This window comes from Mesorhizobium sp., assembly GCF_041661565.1.
Classification (GTDB): Bacteria; Pseudomonadota; Alphaproteobacteria; order Rhizobiales; family Rhizobiaceae; genus Mesorhizobium.
This window is the reverse complement of sequence record NZ_JBAZUD010000006.1, coordinates 26928-42400: the sequence shown is the minus strand read 5'-3', so window position 1 is coordinate 42400 and position 15473 is coordinate 26928. Positions and strand designations below refer to the sequence as shown.

14 protein-coding genes are annotated in these 15473 nt (G+C 63.1%); 4 read left to right on the top strand and 10 right to left on the bottom strand.

Annotation, left to right across the window (positions count from 1 at the left end):
* Nucleotides 1-75: 75 nt before the first annotated feature.
* Nucleotides 76-1299 (top strand): ROK family transcriptional regulator, encoded by a 1224-nt coding sequence (locus WC739_RS02325; protein WP_372951395.1) that lies wholly within the window; start codon nt 76-78, stop codon nt 1297-1299.
* 1 nt (nt 1300) lies between these two features.
* Here WC739_RS02325 and WC739_RS02320 read toward each other — a convergent pair whose 3' ends face one another.
* From WC739_RS02320 to WC739_RS02275, 10 genes are all read right to left on the bottom strand, one after another.
* Entirely contained in the window at nt 1301-2596 is a 1296-nt protein-coding gene (locus WC739_RS02320; RefSeq protein ID WP_372951394.1) for a class II D-tagatose-bisphosphate aldolase non-catalytic subunit, read from the bottom strand.
* Between the two features lie 17 nt (nt 2597-2613).
* Nucleotides 2614-3441, bottom strand: a complete 828-nt coding sequence (locus tag WC739_RS02315; RefSeq protein WP_372951393.1) for a carbohydrate ABC transporter permease — start codon at nt 3439-3441, stop codon at nt 2614-2616.
* A 10-nt stretch (nt 3442-3451) separates the two neighbouring features.
* Nucleotides 3452-4327 (bottom strand): carbohydrate ABC transporter permease, encoded by an 876-nt coding sequence (locus WC739_RS02310; protein ID WP_372951392.1) that lies wholly within the window; start codon nt 4325-4327, stop codon nt 3452-3454.
* A 10-nt stretch (nt 4328-4337) separates the two neighbouring features.
* Nucleotides 4338-5576 (bottom strand): sugar ABC transporter substrate-binding protein, encoded by a 1239-nt coding sequence (locus WC739_RS02305; protein WP_372951391.1) that lies wholly within the window; start codon nt 5574-5576, stop codon nt 4338-4340.
* A 41-nt stretch (nt 5577-5617) separates the two neighbouring features.
* Nucleotides 5618-6700 (bottom strand): SIS domain-containing protein, encoded by a 1083-nt coding sequence (locus tag WC739_RS02300; protein WP_372951390.1) that lies wholly within the window; start codon nt 6698-6700, stop codon nt 5618-5620.
* 1 nt (nt 6701) lies between these two features.
* Nucleotides 6702-7619 carry an ROK family protein gene (locus tag WC739_RS02295; protein WP_372951389.1) on the bottom strand — a complete coding sequence of 306 codons (918 nt, stop codon included), beginning with the start codon at nt 7617-7619 and terminating at the stop codon, nt 6702-6704.
* Nucleotides 7616-8674, bottom strand: coding sequence for an ABC transporter ATP-binding protein (locus WC739_RS02290; protein ID WP_372951388.1), 1059 nt, complete (start codon nt 8672-8674; stop codon nt 7616-7618). The genes WC739_RS02295 and WC739_RS02290 overlap by 4 nt, the downstream gene beginning before the upstream one ends.
* Before the next feature lie 234 nt (nt 8675-8908).
* Complete coding sequence (locus tag WC739_RS02285; RefSeq protein ID WP_372951387.1) at nt 8909-9754, bottom strand: carbohydrate ABC transporter permease; 846 nt, start codon at nt 9752-9754, stop codon at nt 8909-8911.
* Complete coding sequence (locus WC739_RS02280) at nt 9755-10636, bottom strand: carbohydrate ABC transporter permease (RefSeq protein WP_372951386.1); 882 nt, start codon at nt 10634-10636, stop codon at nt 9755-9757.
* Between the two features lie 93 nt (nt 10637-10729).
* Nucleotides 10730-11998: an ABC transporter substrate-binding protein gene (locus WC739_RS02275; protein ID WP_372951385.1), complete on the bottom strand. Its 1269-nt coding sequence runs from the start codon at nt 11996-11998 to the stop codon at nt 10730-10732.
* A gap of 297 nt (nt 11999-12295) precedes the next feature.
* On the opposite strand from WC739_RS02275, the gene WC739_RS02270 reads away from it, so the two are divergent.
* From WC739_RS02270 to WC739_RS02260, 3 genes are all read left to right on the top strand, one after another.
* Nucleotides 12296-13384, top strand: coding sequence for an ABC transporter ATP-binding protein (locus tag WC739_RS02270; protein WP_372951384.1), 1089 nt, complete (start codon nt 12296-12298; stop codon nt 13382-13384).
* A 68-nt stretch (nt 13385-13452) separates the two neighbouring features.
* A complete protein-coding gene (locus WC739_RS02265; RefSeq protein WP_372951383.1) occupies nt 13453-14337 on the top strand; it encodes a hypothetical protein in 885 nt (294 codons plus the stop codon).
* Nucleotides 14334-15473: a phosphosugar isomerase gene (locus WC739_RS02260; protein ID WP_372951382.1), complete on the top strand. Its 1140-nt coding sequence runs from the start codon at nt 14334-14336 to the stop codon at nt 15471-15473. Before WC739_RS02265 ends, WC739_RS02260 begins: the two co-directional genes overlap by 4 nt.

The following is a 15473-nucleotide window of genomic DNA, read 5'->3' as shown; positions in this document are numbered from 1 at the left end:
TCGCAAAACATGGCTTGGACAATGCCGGTCGAAGGCTGTATCCCAGCAAATGCAAGAACCGTCGCTGCTACGAAAATGATATTTGCCGGCACAAATCTCGACCAGGGCCAAGCCTATAACCGCCGGCTGCTGCTGGAAGCCATCAGGGTCCATGGCGCGCTTTCGCGCGCTGACCTGACCCGGCTGACCGGGCTGGCCCCGCAGACGATCTCGAACATATCCGCGACGCTGACCGAAGCCGGACTGCTCGTCGCCGAGCGGCGGAATGTCAACGGCCGAGGCCAGCCTCCGACGGATCTGCGCCTCAACCCCACCGGTGGCTATGCCTTCGGCATTTCCATCGACAATCACCGGCTCTTCGCGGTGCTGGTGGATATTGCCGGCAACAGGTTGGATGAGATCGAAGACCGGCTGGAGGAGACCTCGCCGGCCTATGTGTTGCCGAAAATGGCGGCCGCGATCGCCGCGATGCGGCGGCGCACACCGATACCGGACAAGCGTGTGCTCGGCACAGGGATAGCGATGAGCGGCCTCACGACCCATGGCAGCTTCATCGGCCTGGCACCCGACGAGATCACATCCGGATGGCACGGCTTTCCCCTGGAGAGCCAACTCGAATCGACGCTCGGCATGCCGATCTTCACCGACAACGACGCGCGCGCCGCCGCCGTCGGCGAAGCATTTTACGGCGAAGGACGCAAATACAGGGACTTCGTCTACATCTATTTCGGCGTCGGCGTCGGCGGCAGCATCATCAATGCCGGTCAACCCTTTCGCGGCAGCCAGGGTCGGGCGGGCGAGTTTGGCCATATGATCGTCGAGGCCGGCGGGCGGCCATGCCCATGCGGCAACAGGGGATGCCTGGAGCAATATGCTTCGGTGGGCTCGGCGCTGGCGGCGATAGAACGCAAATCCGCCGACCTCAGGGCCCAGGACCAGCTCGTGCGGGCGCTGGCGGATCTTGACCCCGGGCTGCTGCGCTGGGTTGAGGCAGCAGCCGTGCATCTGCGCACGGCAATCGTCAACCTCGAGAATATCTTCGATCCGCAGACCGTCCTGCTCGGCGGGATCATTCCTGAACCGGTTCTCGATGCGATCGTCGAGCGGATCGTGCCCCTGCCCCGAACCGTATCGAGCCGGCGCACGGGGGACTCCAGACGCATCGTGAAGTCCAGCCTCGGCCCTGCGATCCCCGCCATGGGCGCCGCCTCGCTGGCCCTCTTCGATGCGACCAGTGCCGATTTCTCGCTGCTCTTCAAGAAGAACGCCGTCTCGGCGGCCAAGCCGGCCGCGGCTTAGACTAGCCCGGACTTGAACTCGCCTCCCGATAGGTCCTCAGAACCGATTGGACCGAGGCGGCAAGCAGCGAGCGCGCGGTCTGCGGCAGGTCCGCCGCGACTGCGTCGTGATAGCGCGCGGCAAGGTGCTGGCTGATCAACGTCTGCGGTATGGACCTGTCGCCCAGCCTGTCGAGGAGCGCGTCGACGACCTTGCGCGCCGGCGGCAGGGGCCAGTAATAGCGGATGCGGTCGCTGTAGCTGAAATGGCGCTGCACACGCATGTGGTCGGCTGAGCCCCGGTAATAGGGAGCCCAGTATTTGGGCTCCTCCAGCATCAGCGCTTCCATGGCCGGCGCCAGCGACACGGGTTCGCCGGTGAGCACCGCGTGGATGTGGTCCAATCCGTACAGCGCCTCGCGCCAGGCGAATGTCAGCGCCGGACCCACCTTCAGGATGGCAAACCCGTCGCCGGCAAGGGCCCGCAGCCGCTTTGCCGGCTGATAGTCGGTCGAGTGCGCCTCGAACGCGATGCCTGGCAGCTCACGCAGCGCCTCCTTCAGGTGTATCGCCTTCTCCGGCCGATAGATCGCGATCCCGTCATCGCCGAACTCGACGCCGGGCTGAACGACAAGCCCGATCACCCGATCGAACGCCTGTCCCAGCCCATGCCGGGCGAAGGCCGCCCGGTGGACCTCGATCGTCCGCTTCGCGGCGGCGGGCTCGGTCACCGCAAGATGGTCCAGACTGTCGAACGCGCCGCCCGGTGGCGGCACCTCCGTTCCGACGATATAGACCGGAGCCACTCCTCCTTGAGTGGCCGAAATGGCCTCGGCGACCTTGGCCAGCCGCGCCGCGCGATCGGCAACGACCTCGTCGTCCAGCGCCACAGGCTCGCCGGCGCATCCCATGCTGGTGTCCAGGTGCAGCTTCCTGAAACCGGCGCGGACATAGGCGGCGATCATGGTTTCCGCCTTGGCCATCGCTTCGTCCCCGGGCAGGTTCTTCCAGGGATTTGGACCGAGATGATCGCCGCCGAGGATGAGGCGACCGGGCTTGAGCCCGGCTGCCTCCGCCATCACCGTGACCTGGTCAAAAAAGGCCTGTGGCGTCAGGCCGGTATAGCCGCCCTCCTGGTTGACCTGGTTGCAGGTCGCCTCGATCAGGATCGGCTCGTCATGCGCCGCGGCATCCTCGAGCGCGATGCGCAGCACCTCGGGATGGGCGGTGCATACCGCCGTGATGGCGAGACGGTTCTTGCCGTCCGATCCGCCAATGAGGCGTTCGAGCGCGGGACGGGCGGGAGATGAAGTGTTCATGCAAAGGGTCCAATGAGCTATTTGACCGCGCCGAGGGCCAGACCGCCGACGATCTGCTTCTGCAGCAGGATGAATATGACGGCAATGGGCACCGTTGTGACGAGCGTTGCAGCCATCACCTCGTTCCAGTCGACATGATATGTGCCGCTGACCAGATAGAACAGTTTCATCGTCGCGGTCAGCTTGTCGGGCGTCCGCAGCAGGGTGAAGGCCAGGATGAAGTCCGTCCATGCGGCGATGAAGGTGAAGATGGCGGTGACGCCGATCGCCGGCATCGCCAGCGGCAGGAAGATGTGCCTCAGGCTGGCGAACCAGCTTGCTCCGTCGATATGGGCGGCCTCCTCGATCTCGCGCGGAATGGTCTCGAAATAGGATTGCAGCATCCAGACGGCAAAGGCGACGCTGAATCCGGAATAGGCGAGTATCAGCGAGCGATGATCGTTGATCAGCCCCTGTGCCGACATCATGCGGAAGATGCCGATGATCAGCACGACAGGCGAGATCATCTGCGTCAGCAGCAGGAAGAGGCGCAGCGCCCCCCTCGCCGGCAATGTGTAGCGCGCCATCGCATAGGCGGCAGGGATCGCCAGCAGCAGAGTGAGGATCGTCGCGCCGACACTGACATAGAGGCTGTTGAGCAGTGCGCGTCCGAAATCGATCTTGCCCCAGATGACGGTAAAGTTCGACAGGTCGATCGTCTCGGGCAGCCAGCGCGGCGGGAAGGTGAAGACCTCCGTTGGCGGCTTCAACGCGGTGGACAGCATCACCGCGTAAGGAAGCAGTACCATGATCAGGAGCGGGGACAGCAGCAGCCAGAACAGTATGCTCTTGCGCGCGTAGCTCATGGCCGCCTCCTCACAAAGCCCGTTCGCGCATCGCGAAACGCGCATACAGGATGCAGAACACGAGCAGGAACGCGAACATCATCAGCGACATGGCCGATGCCTCGGCCATCTTGCCGTATTGAAACGCCACCTTGTACAGATAGGTGACGAGGATATCCGTGCTGTTGGCGGGGCCGCCCTGGGTCAGGATCCAGATGATGGCGAAGCTGTTGAAGGCATAGATCACGTTCAGCACGATGGCGATGTTGACGAACGGCCGTATCAGCGGCAGCGTCATGTAGCGGAATGTGTTTAGCGGTCCCGCGCCGTCGATCCGCGCGGCGTCGAAGACATCGCCCGGCAATGACGAAAACGCGCCGAGGAAGATGATGACGGTGAGCGGGACGGCCGCAAGTATGCCGATGAGGATGGCGACGGGAAACGCAACCTGTCCGGTCGCCAGGAATTCGATCGGCTGATCTGTCAGGCCGAACTTGAGCAGCAGCGCGTTGAGCATGCCGAACTGGCCGTTCAGCGTCCAGCGCCAGACGATGCCCGTCATGGTGGCCGATACCGCCCAGGGAAGCAGGACGATCAACCGGGCGAGGCTGCGCCCGGCGAAATCCTGGCTCAGGATCAGGGCAACGGGAATGGAGATCATGATGGTGCCGCTGGTGACGCATACCGTCCAGATGACGGTGCGCCTGAAACTTGCCCAGAACAGAGGGTCGGCAAAAAGCTTGCTGAAATTCAGTGCGCCGACGAAGTTCCCCGCCTGCCCGAACCGGTTGACGGCATGCACGGACATGCGCATCAGGTCGGCCACCGGATAGCCCATGATCCAGATGACGAGCGCGAAGCTCGGCAACAGCATGGCAAACGGCAAGAGCAGGTGGGGACGCGACATCAGATCCGTCTCATTGAGGTGCGATCAGCCCATCGATCTGGGTCGCAGCGGCGCCGAGCGCCGTTTTCGCATCCTGCTGGCCAAGATAGATCTGCTGCAGTGCGGCCGTGGTCGCCGCGACGACCTGTTCCCACTGCGGCATGAGCGGTGCGAACTGCGCAATGGGCAGCATGTCGGCGAATGCCTTCAGGGATGCGTCATTGGCCAGCCGCGAATCGTTCATTTCTTCCTTCAGTACGGGCAGGAATCCTTCGCTCAAGGTGAATTCGAGACGCGTCTCCGTGGAGAAAATTCCTTCCTGCATGAACTGCCAGGCGACCTCCTTGTTGGGGCTAGACTTGAACAGCATCATGCTGTCGGACCCGCCCCAGGTCAGCTGCTTGGTGGCGCCGGGCATCTGGGCGATGCCGTAGTTCAGCTTCGGCGCCTCGGAGGCGATCTGGCCGCGCAGCCAGGGACCGGAGACGAGGGCGCCGAGACGGCCCTGCTTGAACAGGGTTTCAATGTCCTGGCGGTTGGAGCCGGTCGGGCTCGGCTGGCTCAGCCCCGCGTCGATGAACGACTTGTAGAGATTTGCCGCCTGGACGCCCGCGTCGCTGCCAATGCCCGACTTGCCGTCCTTGACGATGTCGCCGCCGTAGGACCAGAAAGGGTAATACCAGTATGTGTCGGTTTCGATTTCCTTGCCCTGGATGCCGAAGCCATAGGCGCCGTCGCCCTTGGCCTTGACCTTCTCGGAGGCGGCCTTCAATTCGTCCCAGGTCTTCGGAGCTTCGCTGACGCCCGCCTTTTCGTACAGGTCCTTGTTGTAATACAGGGCGCGTGTCGAGGCCAGGATCGGCAGCAGGTAGGTCTTGCCGTCAACCGTGCCCGGCTTCAACAAATTCTCGTAGAAGCGGCTGCGAAACTCCGGCTTGATATAGCCGTCGAGAGGCTCGGCAATATCGTTCTGCACATAGTCCAGCACCCAGCGCGTGGCGATGACCGATATGTCGGGCGCGGTGCCGCCGGCAATGTCGGTCGCCAGCCGCTGCTGCAGATTGTCCCAGCTGACATCCTCGATGTTGATCTCGACATCCGGATGGGCCGCCTCGAAACGCTTGGCCGCATTCTGGAATGTGGTGAGCGTGTGGTCGCTGAAATGCGCCACGATGACATGGAGCTGGGTCTTGGCGAAAGCCGGCATGGCCGCGATGCTCATGGCCAATGCGGAAATGCCGAGAAGCGAAAGTCTGCTTTTTCTTTTCATGTTACCCTCCTTGCTGATGTTGATGAGCGTTCCTCTGAAGCTCACTTGTGGATGCTCTTGGAAATGAAAACCGGGTAGAGCTGGGGATAGCGCGCCGTGTCGATCGGCACGGCCCGTGCCGCGGCGAGATCGTGGGCGAGGACTTGGAAAGGCACCACGCCGAGGATGGCCCGCACCGCCGCGTCTTCGCATTCGGGCAGAACGAGATCGAAGGGGCCGTGGGTTGTCGCCACGGCGCCGCTGGCCGCGATCGTCGCCGATGCCGTGCCGATCAGTTTCACGCCGTCGAGGAAAGCGGTCAGCCGCTGGCCTTGCCGGATCTGGTCGGCGATCAGCACGATGCCGGTGGCCGGGCCCACTCCGTTGAAGGGACCGTGCATCATTTCCTCGAGTTCCTTGGGAACAACCGGCATCTTCGCCACTTCCAGCACCTTCAAGGCGCCTTCCAGCGCGGTCGGCACCTGGCTGCCGGCGCCAACGACGAACAGCGCATCGGCGTCGCGAAACTTTTCAACCCAGCCGGCGGCGACGGCCTGGCTGCCGGCAATCGCATCGTCGAACGCCTTCGGCAGTCCGGCATAGCGTCCGCGCAGCACCGCGGCGGCGTCAGTATGTCCGGCCAGCGCGACAGTGCGGCCGAGCAGCACGGCGGCAAAAGCGGTTGTGGTGAAACCCTTGGTCTTGCCCATGTTGGTTTCGGGCCCCGTATGGGTCTCGATGACGAAGCCGGCCTCAACAGAGATCGGGGCATCCGGATAGGCGCTGACGACGGCGGTCAGCGCGCCGCTCGCATTGGCGCGCCTGATCCCTTCAAGCAGGATGAGCGATGCGCCGCTCTGCGAGATGGCGATCACCAGGACTTCAGGGCCGAGCCCCCCAGCTTCCGTCTCGTCGAGGAATTCCAGCGAACTTGCCGCCTCGCAGTCGATCGCCAGTTCCTGTTCCCACGAGCGGGCGGCGATCATCGCCGCGTAGAGCGAGGTACCCGAGCCGACGATCCAGACCTTGCGGATTCCCCGCTGCCGGAAGGCGGCAACGAAGCCATCAGCCTTCAGACCATTGTCGAGCAGGCGGCGGATGGCGGCCGGCTGCTCGAGAATGGACTGCATCATCAATGTGGACATCTCAAACCTCGGTATTGCTGGACAGTTCGGCTTCGATGGTGAGCGCCGCGGCGCCCACCAGGCCTGTGAATGGAGCGGTGCGCGACAATCCCATGTCCTTCAGGCCGCTGATCGCCGTCGGCAGCGCATGCGCATGGACGGCGCGCCGGACCCAATCGGTCGCCGCCGGATCGCCGGTGAACATGCCGCCGGCAAGCACGATCGCGGCCGGGTTCATAAGGTTGACAAGCTGGGTCAGGCCGAGCGCGAGGTAGCCATATTCCCTCTTTGCCGGCGGCTCGATGCGCGGCAGGTAGGCTGGTACCGTGTCGCCTCCGGCGCGCGCCTCGAGCAGCAGTTTCTCCGTGCAGCCACTCTGCCCGCAATAACAGATCGTCGAGCCGCTCTGGTCGGAACTGATATGGCCGTTTTCGCCGGCGGCATTGCTGGCGCCGCGATGCAGCCGGCCGTTGAACACCATGCCCGTGGCGAGACCGGTTCCGGCATTGTAGAGCAGGAAGTCCCGGTGCAGGCGGCCGACACCGAAATAGATCTCGCCGACCGCGGCGGCATGCACATCATTGTCGACGAAAACCGGCAATCCGGTCGCCGCCGCCAGTTCCCTGCCGATCGGGATGTTGTTGATCCCCATGTTCAAAGAGCGAACCAGCATGCCGCTGGACCGGTCGACGAAACCGGTGGTGCCGACGCCGATGCTGGCAGCCGTCGCGCCGGCCTGCGCGAGGATGACCTTGGCGACAGACAAGATGTCCTCGAGCAGGCTGAGCCGATTGGTCGAGACCCTGTGTTCGAACAGGATTTCGCCTTCCCGGGAAACGAGGCCGCCGAGGATCTTGGTGCCGCCGATATCGATGCCCAGCAGGGGCCCGGCGGAAGCGCCGGTTGTTGGTTTGGAAGAATTGCGTGCTTGCGTGGTCATTGGATGCTCATCCGCTTCCTGTCGTGCGGATCGAAGAAATGGACTTTGGCCTCATCGAAGGCGATGCGGATCTGCTCGCCCCGGGCGAGCGGGAGGCGCTGCTGGACGACGATGGTCAGTTCGATCGGCCCGAGCTGTGCCGCAACCAGCGTTTCCGACCCCTGCACCTCGACGAAGCGCACGACGGCCGGCACGCCGGTTTCATCCAGCCGGATATGTTCGGGCCTGATGCCGCAGATGATTTCGGTCCCGGCGGCCAGGGCGGTGGCGATGCCGAGGATGGTTCCATCCTCGAGACGGACGTTTCCGCCAGCCGCGACCTTCACCGGGAAGATATTCATCGCCGGCGAGCCGATGAAGCCCGCAACGAAGGCGTTCGCAGGGCTGTCGTAGAGATCCAGAGGAGCCCCGATCTGCTCGATATCGCCGCTGCGCAGCACGACGATCCTGTCCGACATGGTCATTGCCTCGACCTGGTCGTGCGTGACGTAGATCGTGGTGGCGCCCAGGCGGTTATGCAGTTCGCGGATTTCGGCGCGCATCCGTACCCGGAGCTCGGCGTCGAGATTCGACAGCGGTTCGTCGAACAGGAACACCTTCGGGTCGCGCACGATCGCCCGGCCCATGGCCACGCGCTGCCTCTGCCCGCCCGAAAGCTGGCGCGGATAGCGGTCGAGCAATTCCTCGATCCCCAGCGACGCCGCGGCGGCACGGATTCGATCCTGCGCCTCGGCTGCGGGCGTCTGGCGCATCAGCAGCGAGAAGCCGAGGTTTTCACGCACCGTCATATGCGGATAGAGCGCATAGCTCTGGAACACGAAGGCGATGTCGCGATGCCTGGCGGATACGCCGTTCATCTGCCGCCCATCGATTTCGATCGTTCCCGACGTCAACGGGTCGAGACCGGCGATCAGCCTGAGAAGGGTCGACTTCCCGCACCCGGACGGCCCGACCAAGCTGACGAAGCTGCCGCGTTCGACGCCGAAGGAAATGCCCTTCAGAATTTCGGCAGTGCCGAATTTCTTGTGCAGGTTGGCGACGCTCACATAGCTCAAGGCAGGCATCCGGAAGGTGTGGTGGTTTAATTAATTCCATTCAATGGAATTTTTAGGCGGCTGTCAATACGAAAGCTGCAGGCGGCAATCATGAACCCGGAGTATCGACAGGGGGGCGGCCTCATTGGATGCCGCCGAGGTGGGTCAGCTGGCGGCGACGACGGCCTCAGCCGGCGCCTCGGCCCCATCAGAGCTAGGCATTTGCCTCCGCAAGGCCGACCGTCGCGGACGTGCCTATTTGACGCCGCCCATCGTTATGCCGCTGATCATGCGCTCCGACAGGAATATGTAGAGGGCGACCGTCGGCACCATGACGATGGTGACGCCGGCGAACAGGCCCGGCCAGTTGCCACCCGAATATTGCATCGAGGTGATCAGCGAGTAGATGCCGAGCGACAGGGTGCGGTTTTCCGGGCTGTTAATCAGCACCAGCGAAATCTGGTACTCGTTCCACAGCGCCACGAAGTTGAGGATCGCGACCGTCGCCGCGCCGGGAGCCGCCAGCGGCAGCATGACGTGCCAGAACACCTGCCAGTCGCTGCAGCCGTCGATGATCGCGGCGGATTCAAGCTCCGAGGGCAGCGACGAGAAGAACCCCTGCAGCACATAGATCGTGAACGGCAAGGCGATCGAGACGTAGACGACGCTCAGGCCGACAAGCGTATCGACGATGCCGAGTTCCGTCGTCAGCACCACCAGGGGGATGAACAGCAGCGGAATGGGAATGCCCATGCCGAAGATGAAGAAGTTGAGCAGCGTCCTGCGGCCCTTGAACTGCCCTCGGCTGAGCACGTAGGCCGCCGGGACAGCCACCAGCAGCAGCGCCACCACCGAGCACGAAACCACCAGGAAGCTGTTGAGGAAATAGTGCTCGAAACGGTTCGACACCCAGGCCTTCACGTAGTTTTCGAAGACCGGGCTGGTGGGCAGGCTCCAGGGCTTGCCAAACAGGCCGCGCGTCGTCTTGAGCGAAGCCATGATCACCCAGACGACCAGGAAGACCGACAGCGCGCTCCAGGCTCCCAGGATCAGATAGGCAAGGAGCTTTTTGGGCGAGATCTTCATCGCTGAACGGCGCATCTAGAACTCCACCCGTTCGCGGCGCGAAACGGCGCCCACAAGCAGCACGGCGACGATGGTGAAGACGAACATGGCAACGCCGATCGCGGTGGCGTAGCCGAGCTGGTAGACCGGATCGCGCTGCCCGAAGCCCATGATGAACAGGTAGATCGCCGGCGTGTAGAGGTTCTGGTCGATGTTTGGCCCGCCGAAGGCGTAGGGATATTCCATCATCTTGATGGCCTCGATCACCCACAGCACCATGGTGATGACGATGACGTCCCAGATCATCGGCACGGTGATCCACCGAAACATCTGCCGATTGCTGGCGCCCTCGATGCGCGCAGCGTCGAACATGTCGGTCGGGATCTTGTCCGCGCCGGCCAGCACGAGGATGGTGAAGAAGCCCGCGAAAATCCAGACGATGCCGACCAGCATCGCCCAGAAGACATGCTCGGGCGCCGTCCACGCCACGCCGGCCAGCGTGTCCAATCCGATCGACTTGAAGAAATTGGTCAACAACCCATAGCGTGGCATGAAGACGAAGGACCAGAAGGTCGAGAGCCCGACCATGGCGATGATGTTGGGCATGAAGATCAGGGCGCGGAACAGCTTCTTCCCCCACAGCCCCGAATTGACGAGCATGGTGAACAGGAAGGCGAAGCCGAACACCGCCACCCCGCCCACAAGCAGGATCAGCAGCATGTGGGTCACGGCGAGCCAGAAGATCGGGTCACTCGCCAACTGCACGTAGTTCCCGAGACCCACCCACTTTTCCTGGTCCTTGAACCCCGACGTCTGGAAGAAGCTGAGATAGAAGGCCTGCAGTGCCGGGAGCACCACGAACCCCAGGTACAGGATCACCGCCGGAGCCAGGAAGAGCGTCACCATGCGTCGGCGCATTCGATTATACCTTTGACGGGGTCCGTCGGCTGACCTTGGTTCGTCGATGGAGATGCCGCGGGGCGCCAAACGCCCCGCGGGCAGAAGACCGGGCTACTTGCCGGCCCAGTACGCCTTGGTTTCCTCGGACATCATCTTCACGAAATCCTCCGGCGTGATCTGGCCGAGAAACATCTTGTTGTGCTCGGGGGCGAATTTCGTCGTGTAGAAATCGGCATAGTTGATGCTCATGCCGCCGTAGATGTTGGTCAGCGTCGTGGCATTCTGCGCCGCTTCATAGGCATCGGTGAGCACCTCCGGCCAGGCAACGCCCTTGGCAGTGACACCAACGCCGCCCTTCTCGACCAACACCTGCTGCGCTTCAGCGCCCGTCAGATATTTCAGGAAGTCGATGGCTTCCTGCGGATGCGGCGCATCCTTCAGCACCATCATCGACAGCAACGCGACCTGCAGGTCGGTCTGCTTGCCCTTGCCACCCTCGACCTCCGGGAAGTTGAAGGCGCCCCAGGCGAAGTCGCTGCCGGTCGATGAACTCAATTCGGTCGGCAGCCAGGAGCCGACCAGTTCGGCCATCGAGTCACCAAGTGCGATGGTCTGCTGCCCGGCCGGGTACTGAAAGCCGCGCGCGTCGGCGGCAATGCAGCTGTCCCACAGGCTGTAGGCCTTCTTGGCGGAGTCGAGGACCGCAGGATCGAGCCAGGCCTTGCCCGACTTGTCCTCGAAGGTCTTGATGACCGCGTTCGGTCCAAGCTCGCGTTCGAGCAGGTTCGAGAAATACAAGAGCGTGTAAGCGGTGTCGTTGCCCTCGACGACGAGCGCGTGCTTGCCGGTTTTGCCGACCGCCTCGCACAGGGAAAGCAGCTCGGTCCATGTCTTGGGCGGCGTGCCGCCGGCCTCCTTCATGATTTCCTTGTCGTACCAGAAGTTGACGGTGTTGTAGACGTAAGGGATCTGGAAATGCTTGCCGCCTTCGGCATAGAGGTCATAGGCGCCGGGCAGCAGCGTGTCCTTGAAGCCCTCGCCGAGCGCCTCGTCCAGCTGATAGGCCTGGCCCTGCTTCTGCAGTCCGCCGGCCAGCTGGTCGCCGTCCTGGTCCATAAAATCGACCTTGGTGCCGGCCTGCAACGCGCCGCGCAGCTTGGTCTGGTTCTGGCGGCCGTTCCACACCACCTTGAATGTCGTTTCCGGATGCGCCTTGGTATAGGCATCCATGATGGCCCGCAGCGCTTCGGCTTGCGGCTCGGGTTCATTCCACATCGACCAGAAGGTGAGTTCCGAAGCCTGGCTGGCGCCCGAAAAGGCCGCCAGGCCCGACGCTATTGTCAGTACCGATAGAGCGAAACGCGACGCGGACGACTTCATGTTTGTTCCCTTGTTTTTGGCGATGGCGCATGCCGCGGCCCCCGGGCCGGTCCCTGCGCTATCTGTGTGACAGGCCGAAATCGTAATTTATTTTTGTAGTATTGCAACATAAAATTACACGGTCCGATTTATGGCTGCCTCTTCATATGCCGTAATCACCAGAGTTTGGGTGGAGAGGGTCACATCCTTGCCCTCATCAGGCGCATCCATCGCAATTTTCTGTTGTAATATTACAAAAATGAATTACAAAAATCGCCACCCGCTGCGGCAAGCGGGTTGAACCGAAGAGAGAGTGCGGTGGCAGGACTCGAACTCGAACACATCAGCAAGTCGTTTGGCGCGGTCGATGTCATCCGCGACGTCAGCCTTTCGATAAACGAGGGCGAATTCGTCGTCCTCGTCGGCCCGTCGGGCTGCGGCAAGTCGACATTGCTGCGCTGCATTGCCGGACTGGAGCCCGTGTCGTCGGGCCGGCTTGTCCAGGATGGCATCGACATCACCGACGCCGACCCCGTGAAGCGCGGGGTCGCCATGGTCTTCCAGTCCTACGCGCTTTATCCGCATATGACGGTTGCTGAAAACATCGGCTTCGGCCTGAAGATCGCTGGCGAGAAGAAGCCGGCCATAGAGGCGCGCGTGGTGGAAATCGCCCGGCTGCTGAAACTCGAGACGCTGCTGTCGCGCAAGCCGAAGGCGCTGTCCGGAGGCCAGCGCCAGCGTGTCGCGATCGGCCGCGCGCTGGCGCGCAGCCCCAAGCTCTTCCTGTTCGACGAGCCGCTTTCCAACCTCGATGCCTCGCTGCGCGCCGAGATGCGGGTCGAACTCGCCAAGCTCCACGCGACCTTGGGCAACACGATGATCTATGTCACCCATGACCAGGTCGAGGGCATGACGCTGGCCGACCGTATCGTCGTGATGAACGGTGGTATCGTCGAGCAGGTCGGTGCGCCGCTCGACCTGTTCAACCATCCCGAAAACAAGTTCGTCGCCGGCTTCCTCGGCCAGCCGTCGATAAACTTCGTCAAGGTGTCCTCGGGGCGGCTGGACGGCTCCAACGTCGTCGTTGCGCTGCCCGGCGGCGCGGAGTTGAAGGTACCGGTCGATCCCGCACTGGCCGGCGATCTGGAAGGTCTCGAACTCGGCATCCGGCCGGAGGACGTCACGGTTGCCGGTGACGGGCTACGGTTCACGGTCGACGTGGTCGAGCATCTGGGCAACGAGACGATACTTTATGGCCATCTCATGGACGCTCAGCCGATGACGATCCGCCTGGCCGGCCAGGCGCGATTTACGGGTGGGCAAGAACTGCTTCTCGACGTTACTGTCGCCAGCATCATGGTGTTCGATCGGAACGGCAGGAATATTCGGATGAAGGCGGCGGCGTGACATGACGGCTCTTGTGGATCGACCGATCCAGGACACGCATTCGAACAGCGTTGCTGGCATGGTGGACGATGAGCACCGCTGATCGCCTCCACTCCAGAAGTTCGCTGATCGAGAGGATCGCCGGCGATCGGCCTGCCTTGAGCAAGGTATTCGGCCGCATCGCCGACGTGCTGATCGACGCGCCCGCGGACTTCATGGGCCGTTCGATCCAGGAGATCGCCGCCTCGGCCGGCGTCAGCGAACCCTCGGTTGTCCGTTTCTGCCGGCACTATGATTTCGACGGCGTGCCCGATTTTCGCATCGCACTGGCGATGTCGATGGTGGCCGGGAACGCCAACCCGAACCATCCTTTCCTCGAGCCGACGATCGCCGACAAGGCGTTCGTCAACCGGGCGATGAAGATGGCGGTTGCCAGGGAAGCAGTTCAGCTGGTCGAAAGCGACCGCTCGCTGATCCTCGATTCGGGGTCGACGATCCAGTTCTTCGCCCAGCACCTGCGCTCGGCATCCGGCCGCACCATCCTCACCACCGGGCTCAACATCGTCGAGACCTTGTGGGGGTGCCGGCAGCACACGGTCATCCTGCCCGGCGGTACCGTGCGGTTCGACGCCCGTGCCTTGACCGGCCGGATGGTCGAACAGTCGCTGGAGAACATGCGTTTCGACACGGTCTACTTCGGCGCCGACAGCATCGATCCCGAACAGGGGCTGAGCACCTTCAACGAAGACGAGGCGCATCAGAACGCCGCCATGGCAAATGTCAGCCGCCGCGTCGTGGTCCTGGTCGATTCGACGAAATTCCGTGCGCCGAGCCTGCATCGATTCTGCGGCATCGAACGCATCGATACGATCGTGACCGATCGCAACATTCCGACCGAGATCGAAAGCAGCCTGCGCGAGCGCGGGGTCAAGCTTCTGATCGCCGACCATACTGGTGAAGACAGCATAAAATGAACGCAACGCAGCAGTCCGCCCGCGATCCCCTCGAGCAATGGACGACATTCAACGAAGCCATGGCGCAGCCGGCGATCTGGCGCGCCTGGGCGGATCCCCTCGCACAGCACGCCAAAGCGATATCGTCGTGGCTGCGGGCGCGCGACCACGAGGAAATCTGGTTCTGCGGCGCCGGCACCTCAGCCTTTATCGGCGACGCGCTTTGTCCCTATCTGAACGCGCCGCCGCGCCAGGCGCGCTTCCGCCCCGTGCCGACGACCGATCTCGTCAGCTGTCCAGGCAATTTCGTCCGGCGCGACAGGCGCATCCTTGTCGTTTCCTTCGGGCGCAGCGGCAACAGCTCCGAAACGATCGGCGCGCTCGACCTGCTCGATGCCCAGATGCCCGAAGCCGACCGGCTGCATTTCACCTGCAATGCCGACGGCGCGCTGGCCACGCGGCAAATGCCGGGCCCCGGTGAGCAGCGGGTGGTCGTGTTGCCGCCGGGAACCAATGACAGCGGCTTCGCTATGACGTCGAGCTACAGCACGATGTTGCTCAGCGCCCTCGCCTGCCTGGACGATCATCCGCCGCTCGCGCTCAGCGAAACACTCGACCGCCTGGCGGAGGCCGGCGAAGCCGTTCTCGGAGCGGCGCTGGCGCTGGCCCGGTCGAGCCCGAAGCCGCCTGCGCGCGCCGTGTTCCTCGGCTGTGGAGCGCTCACCGGATCGGCGCGCGAAGCCGCGCTCAAGGTGCTTGAACTGGCGCGCGGCAGAATCCCGACCGCGTGGGATTCGACGCTCGGCTTCCGCCACGGCCCAAAAGCCATCGTCGACGCCGAGACGCGCGTGCATGTCTTCGTCTCCGCCGATCCGCACACACGCAAATACGATATCGATGCCGCAAACGAGATCCGCCGCCAGTTCGGCGCCGAAAACGTCGTCGTCCTCGGCGCGGCCGGGACCGGTGTCGACCTGCACGTGCCGGCGATCGGCAACGATGCGTGGACCAGCGTACTCTATGTGCTGGCGGCGCAGATGCTGGCGATCGCCTGGTCGGGCGCGCTAGGGATCAATGTCGACAATCCGTTCACGGAAGGCAACCTGTCGCGCGTCGTCGAAGGGGTGACGCTTTATCCTTACGCAGCGGCCAGGTAG

What these genes read in the sequence shown, in the direction of transcription:
- WC739_RS02325 (WP_372951395.1), top strand. Translation starts at nt 76, where the DNA reads ATGATATTTGCCGGCACAAATCTCGACCAGGGCCAAGCCTATAACCGC.
- WC739_RS02320 (WP_372951394.1), bottom strand. Translation starts at nt 2,596, where the DNA reads ATGAACACTTCATCTCCCGCCCGTCCCGCGCTCGAACGCCTCATTGGC.
- WC739_RS02315 (WP_372951393.1), bottom strand. Translation starts at nt 3,441, where the DNA reads ATGAGCTACGCGCGCAAGAGCATACTGTTCTGGCTGCTGCTGTCCCCG.
- WC739_RS02310 (WP_372951392.1), bottom strand. Translation starts at nt 4,327, where the DNA reads ATGTCGCGTCCCCACCTGCTCTTGCCGTTTGCCATGCTGTTGCCGAGC.
- WC739_RS02305 (WP_372951391.1), bottom strand. Translation starts at nt 5,576, where the DNA reads ATGAAAAGAAAAAGCAGACTTTCGCTTCTCGGCATTTCCGCATTGGCC.
- WC739_RS02300 (WP_372951390.1), bottom strand. Translation starts at nt 6,700, where the DNA reads ATGTCCACATTGATGATGCAGTCCATTCTCGAGCAGCCGGCCGCCATC.
- WC739_RS02295 (WP_372951389.1), bottom strand. Translation starts at nt 7,619, where the DNA reads ATGACCACGCAAGCACGCAATTCTTCCAAACCAACAACCGGCGCTTCC.
- WC739_RS02285 (WP_372951387.1), bottom strand. Translation starts at nt 9,754, where the DNA reads ATGCGCCGTTCAGCGATGAAGATCTCGCCCAAAAAGCTCCTTGCCTAT.
- WC739_RS02280 (WP_372951386.1), bottom strand. Translation starts at nt 10,636, where the DNA reads ATGCGCCGACGCATGGTGACGCTCTTCCTGGCTCCGGCGGTGATCCTG.
- WC739_RS02275 (WP_372951385.1), bottom strand. Translation starts at nt 11,998, where the DNA reads ATGAAGTCGTCCGCGTCGCGTTTCGCTCTATCGGTACTGACAATAGCG.
- WC739_RS02265 (WP_372951383.1), top strand. Translation starts at nt 13,453, where the DNA reads ATGAGCACCGCTGATCGCCTCCACTCCAGAAGTTCGCTGATCGAGAGG.
- WC739_RS02260 (WP_372951382.1), top strand. Translation starts at nt 14,334, where the DNA reads ATGAACGCAACGCAGCAGTCCGCCCGCGATCCCCTCGAGCAATGGACG.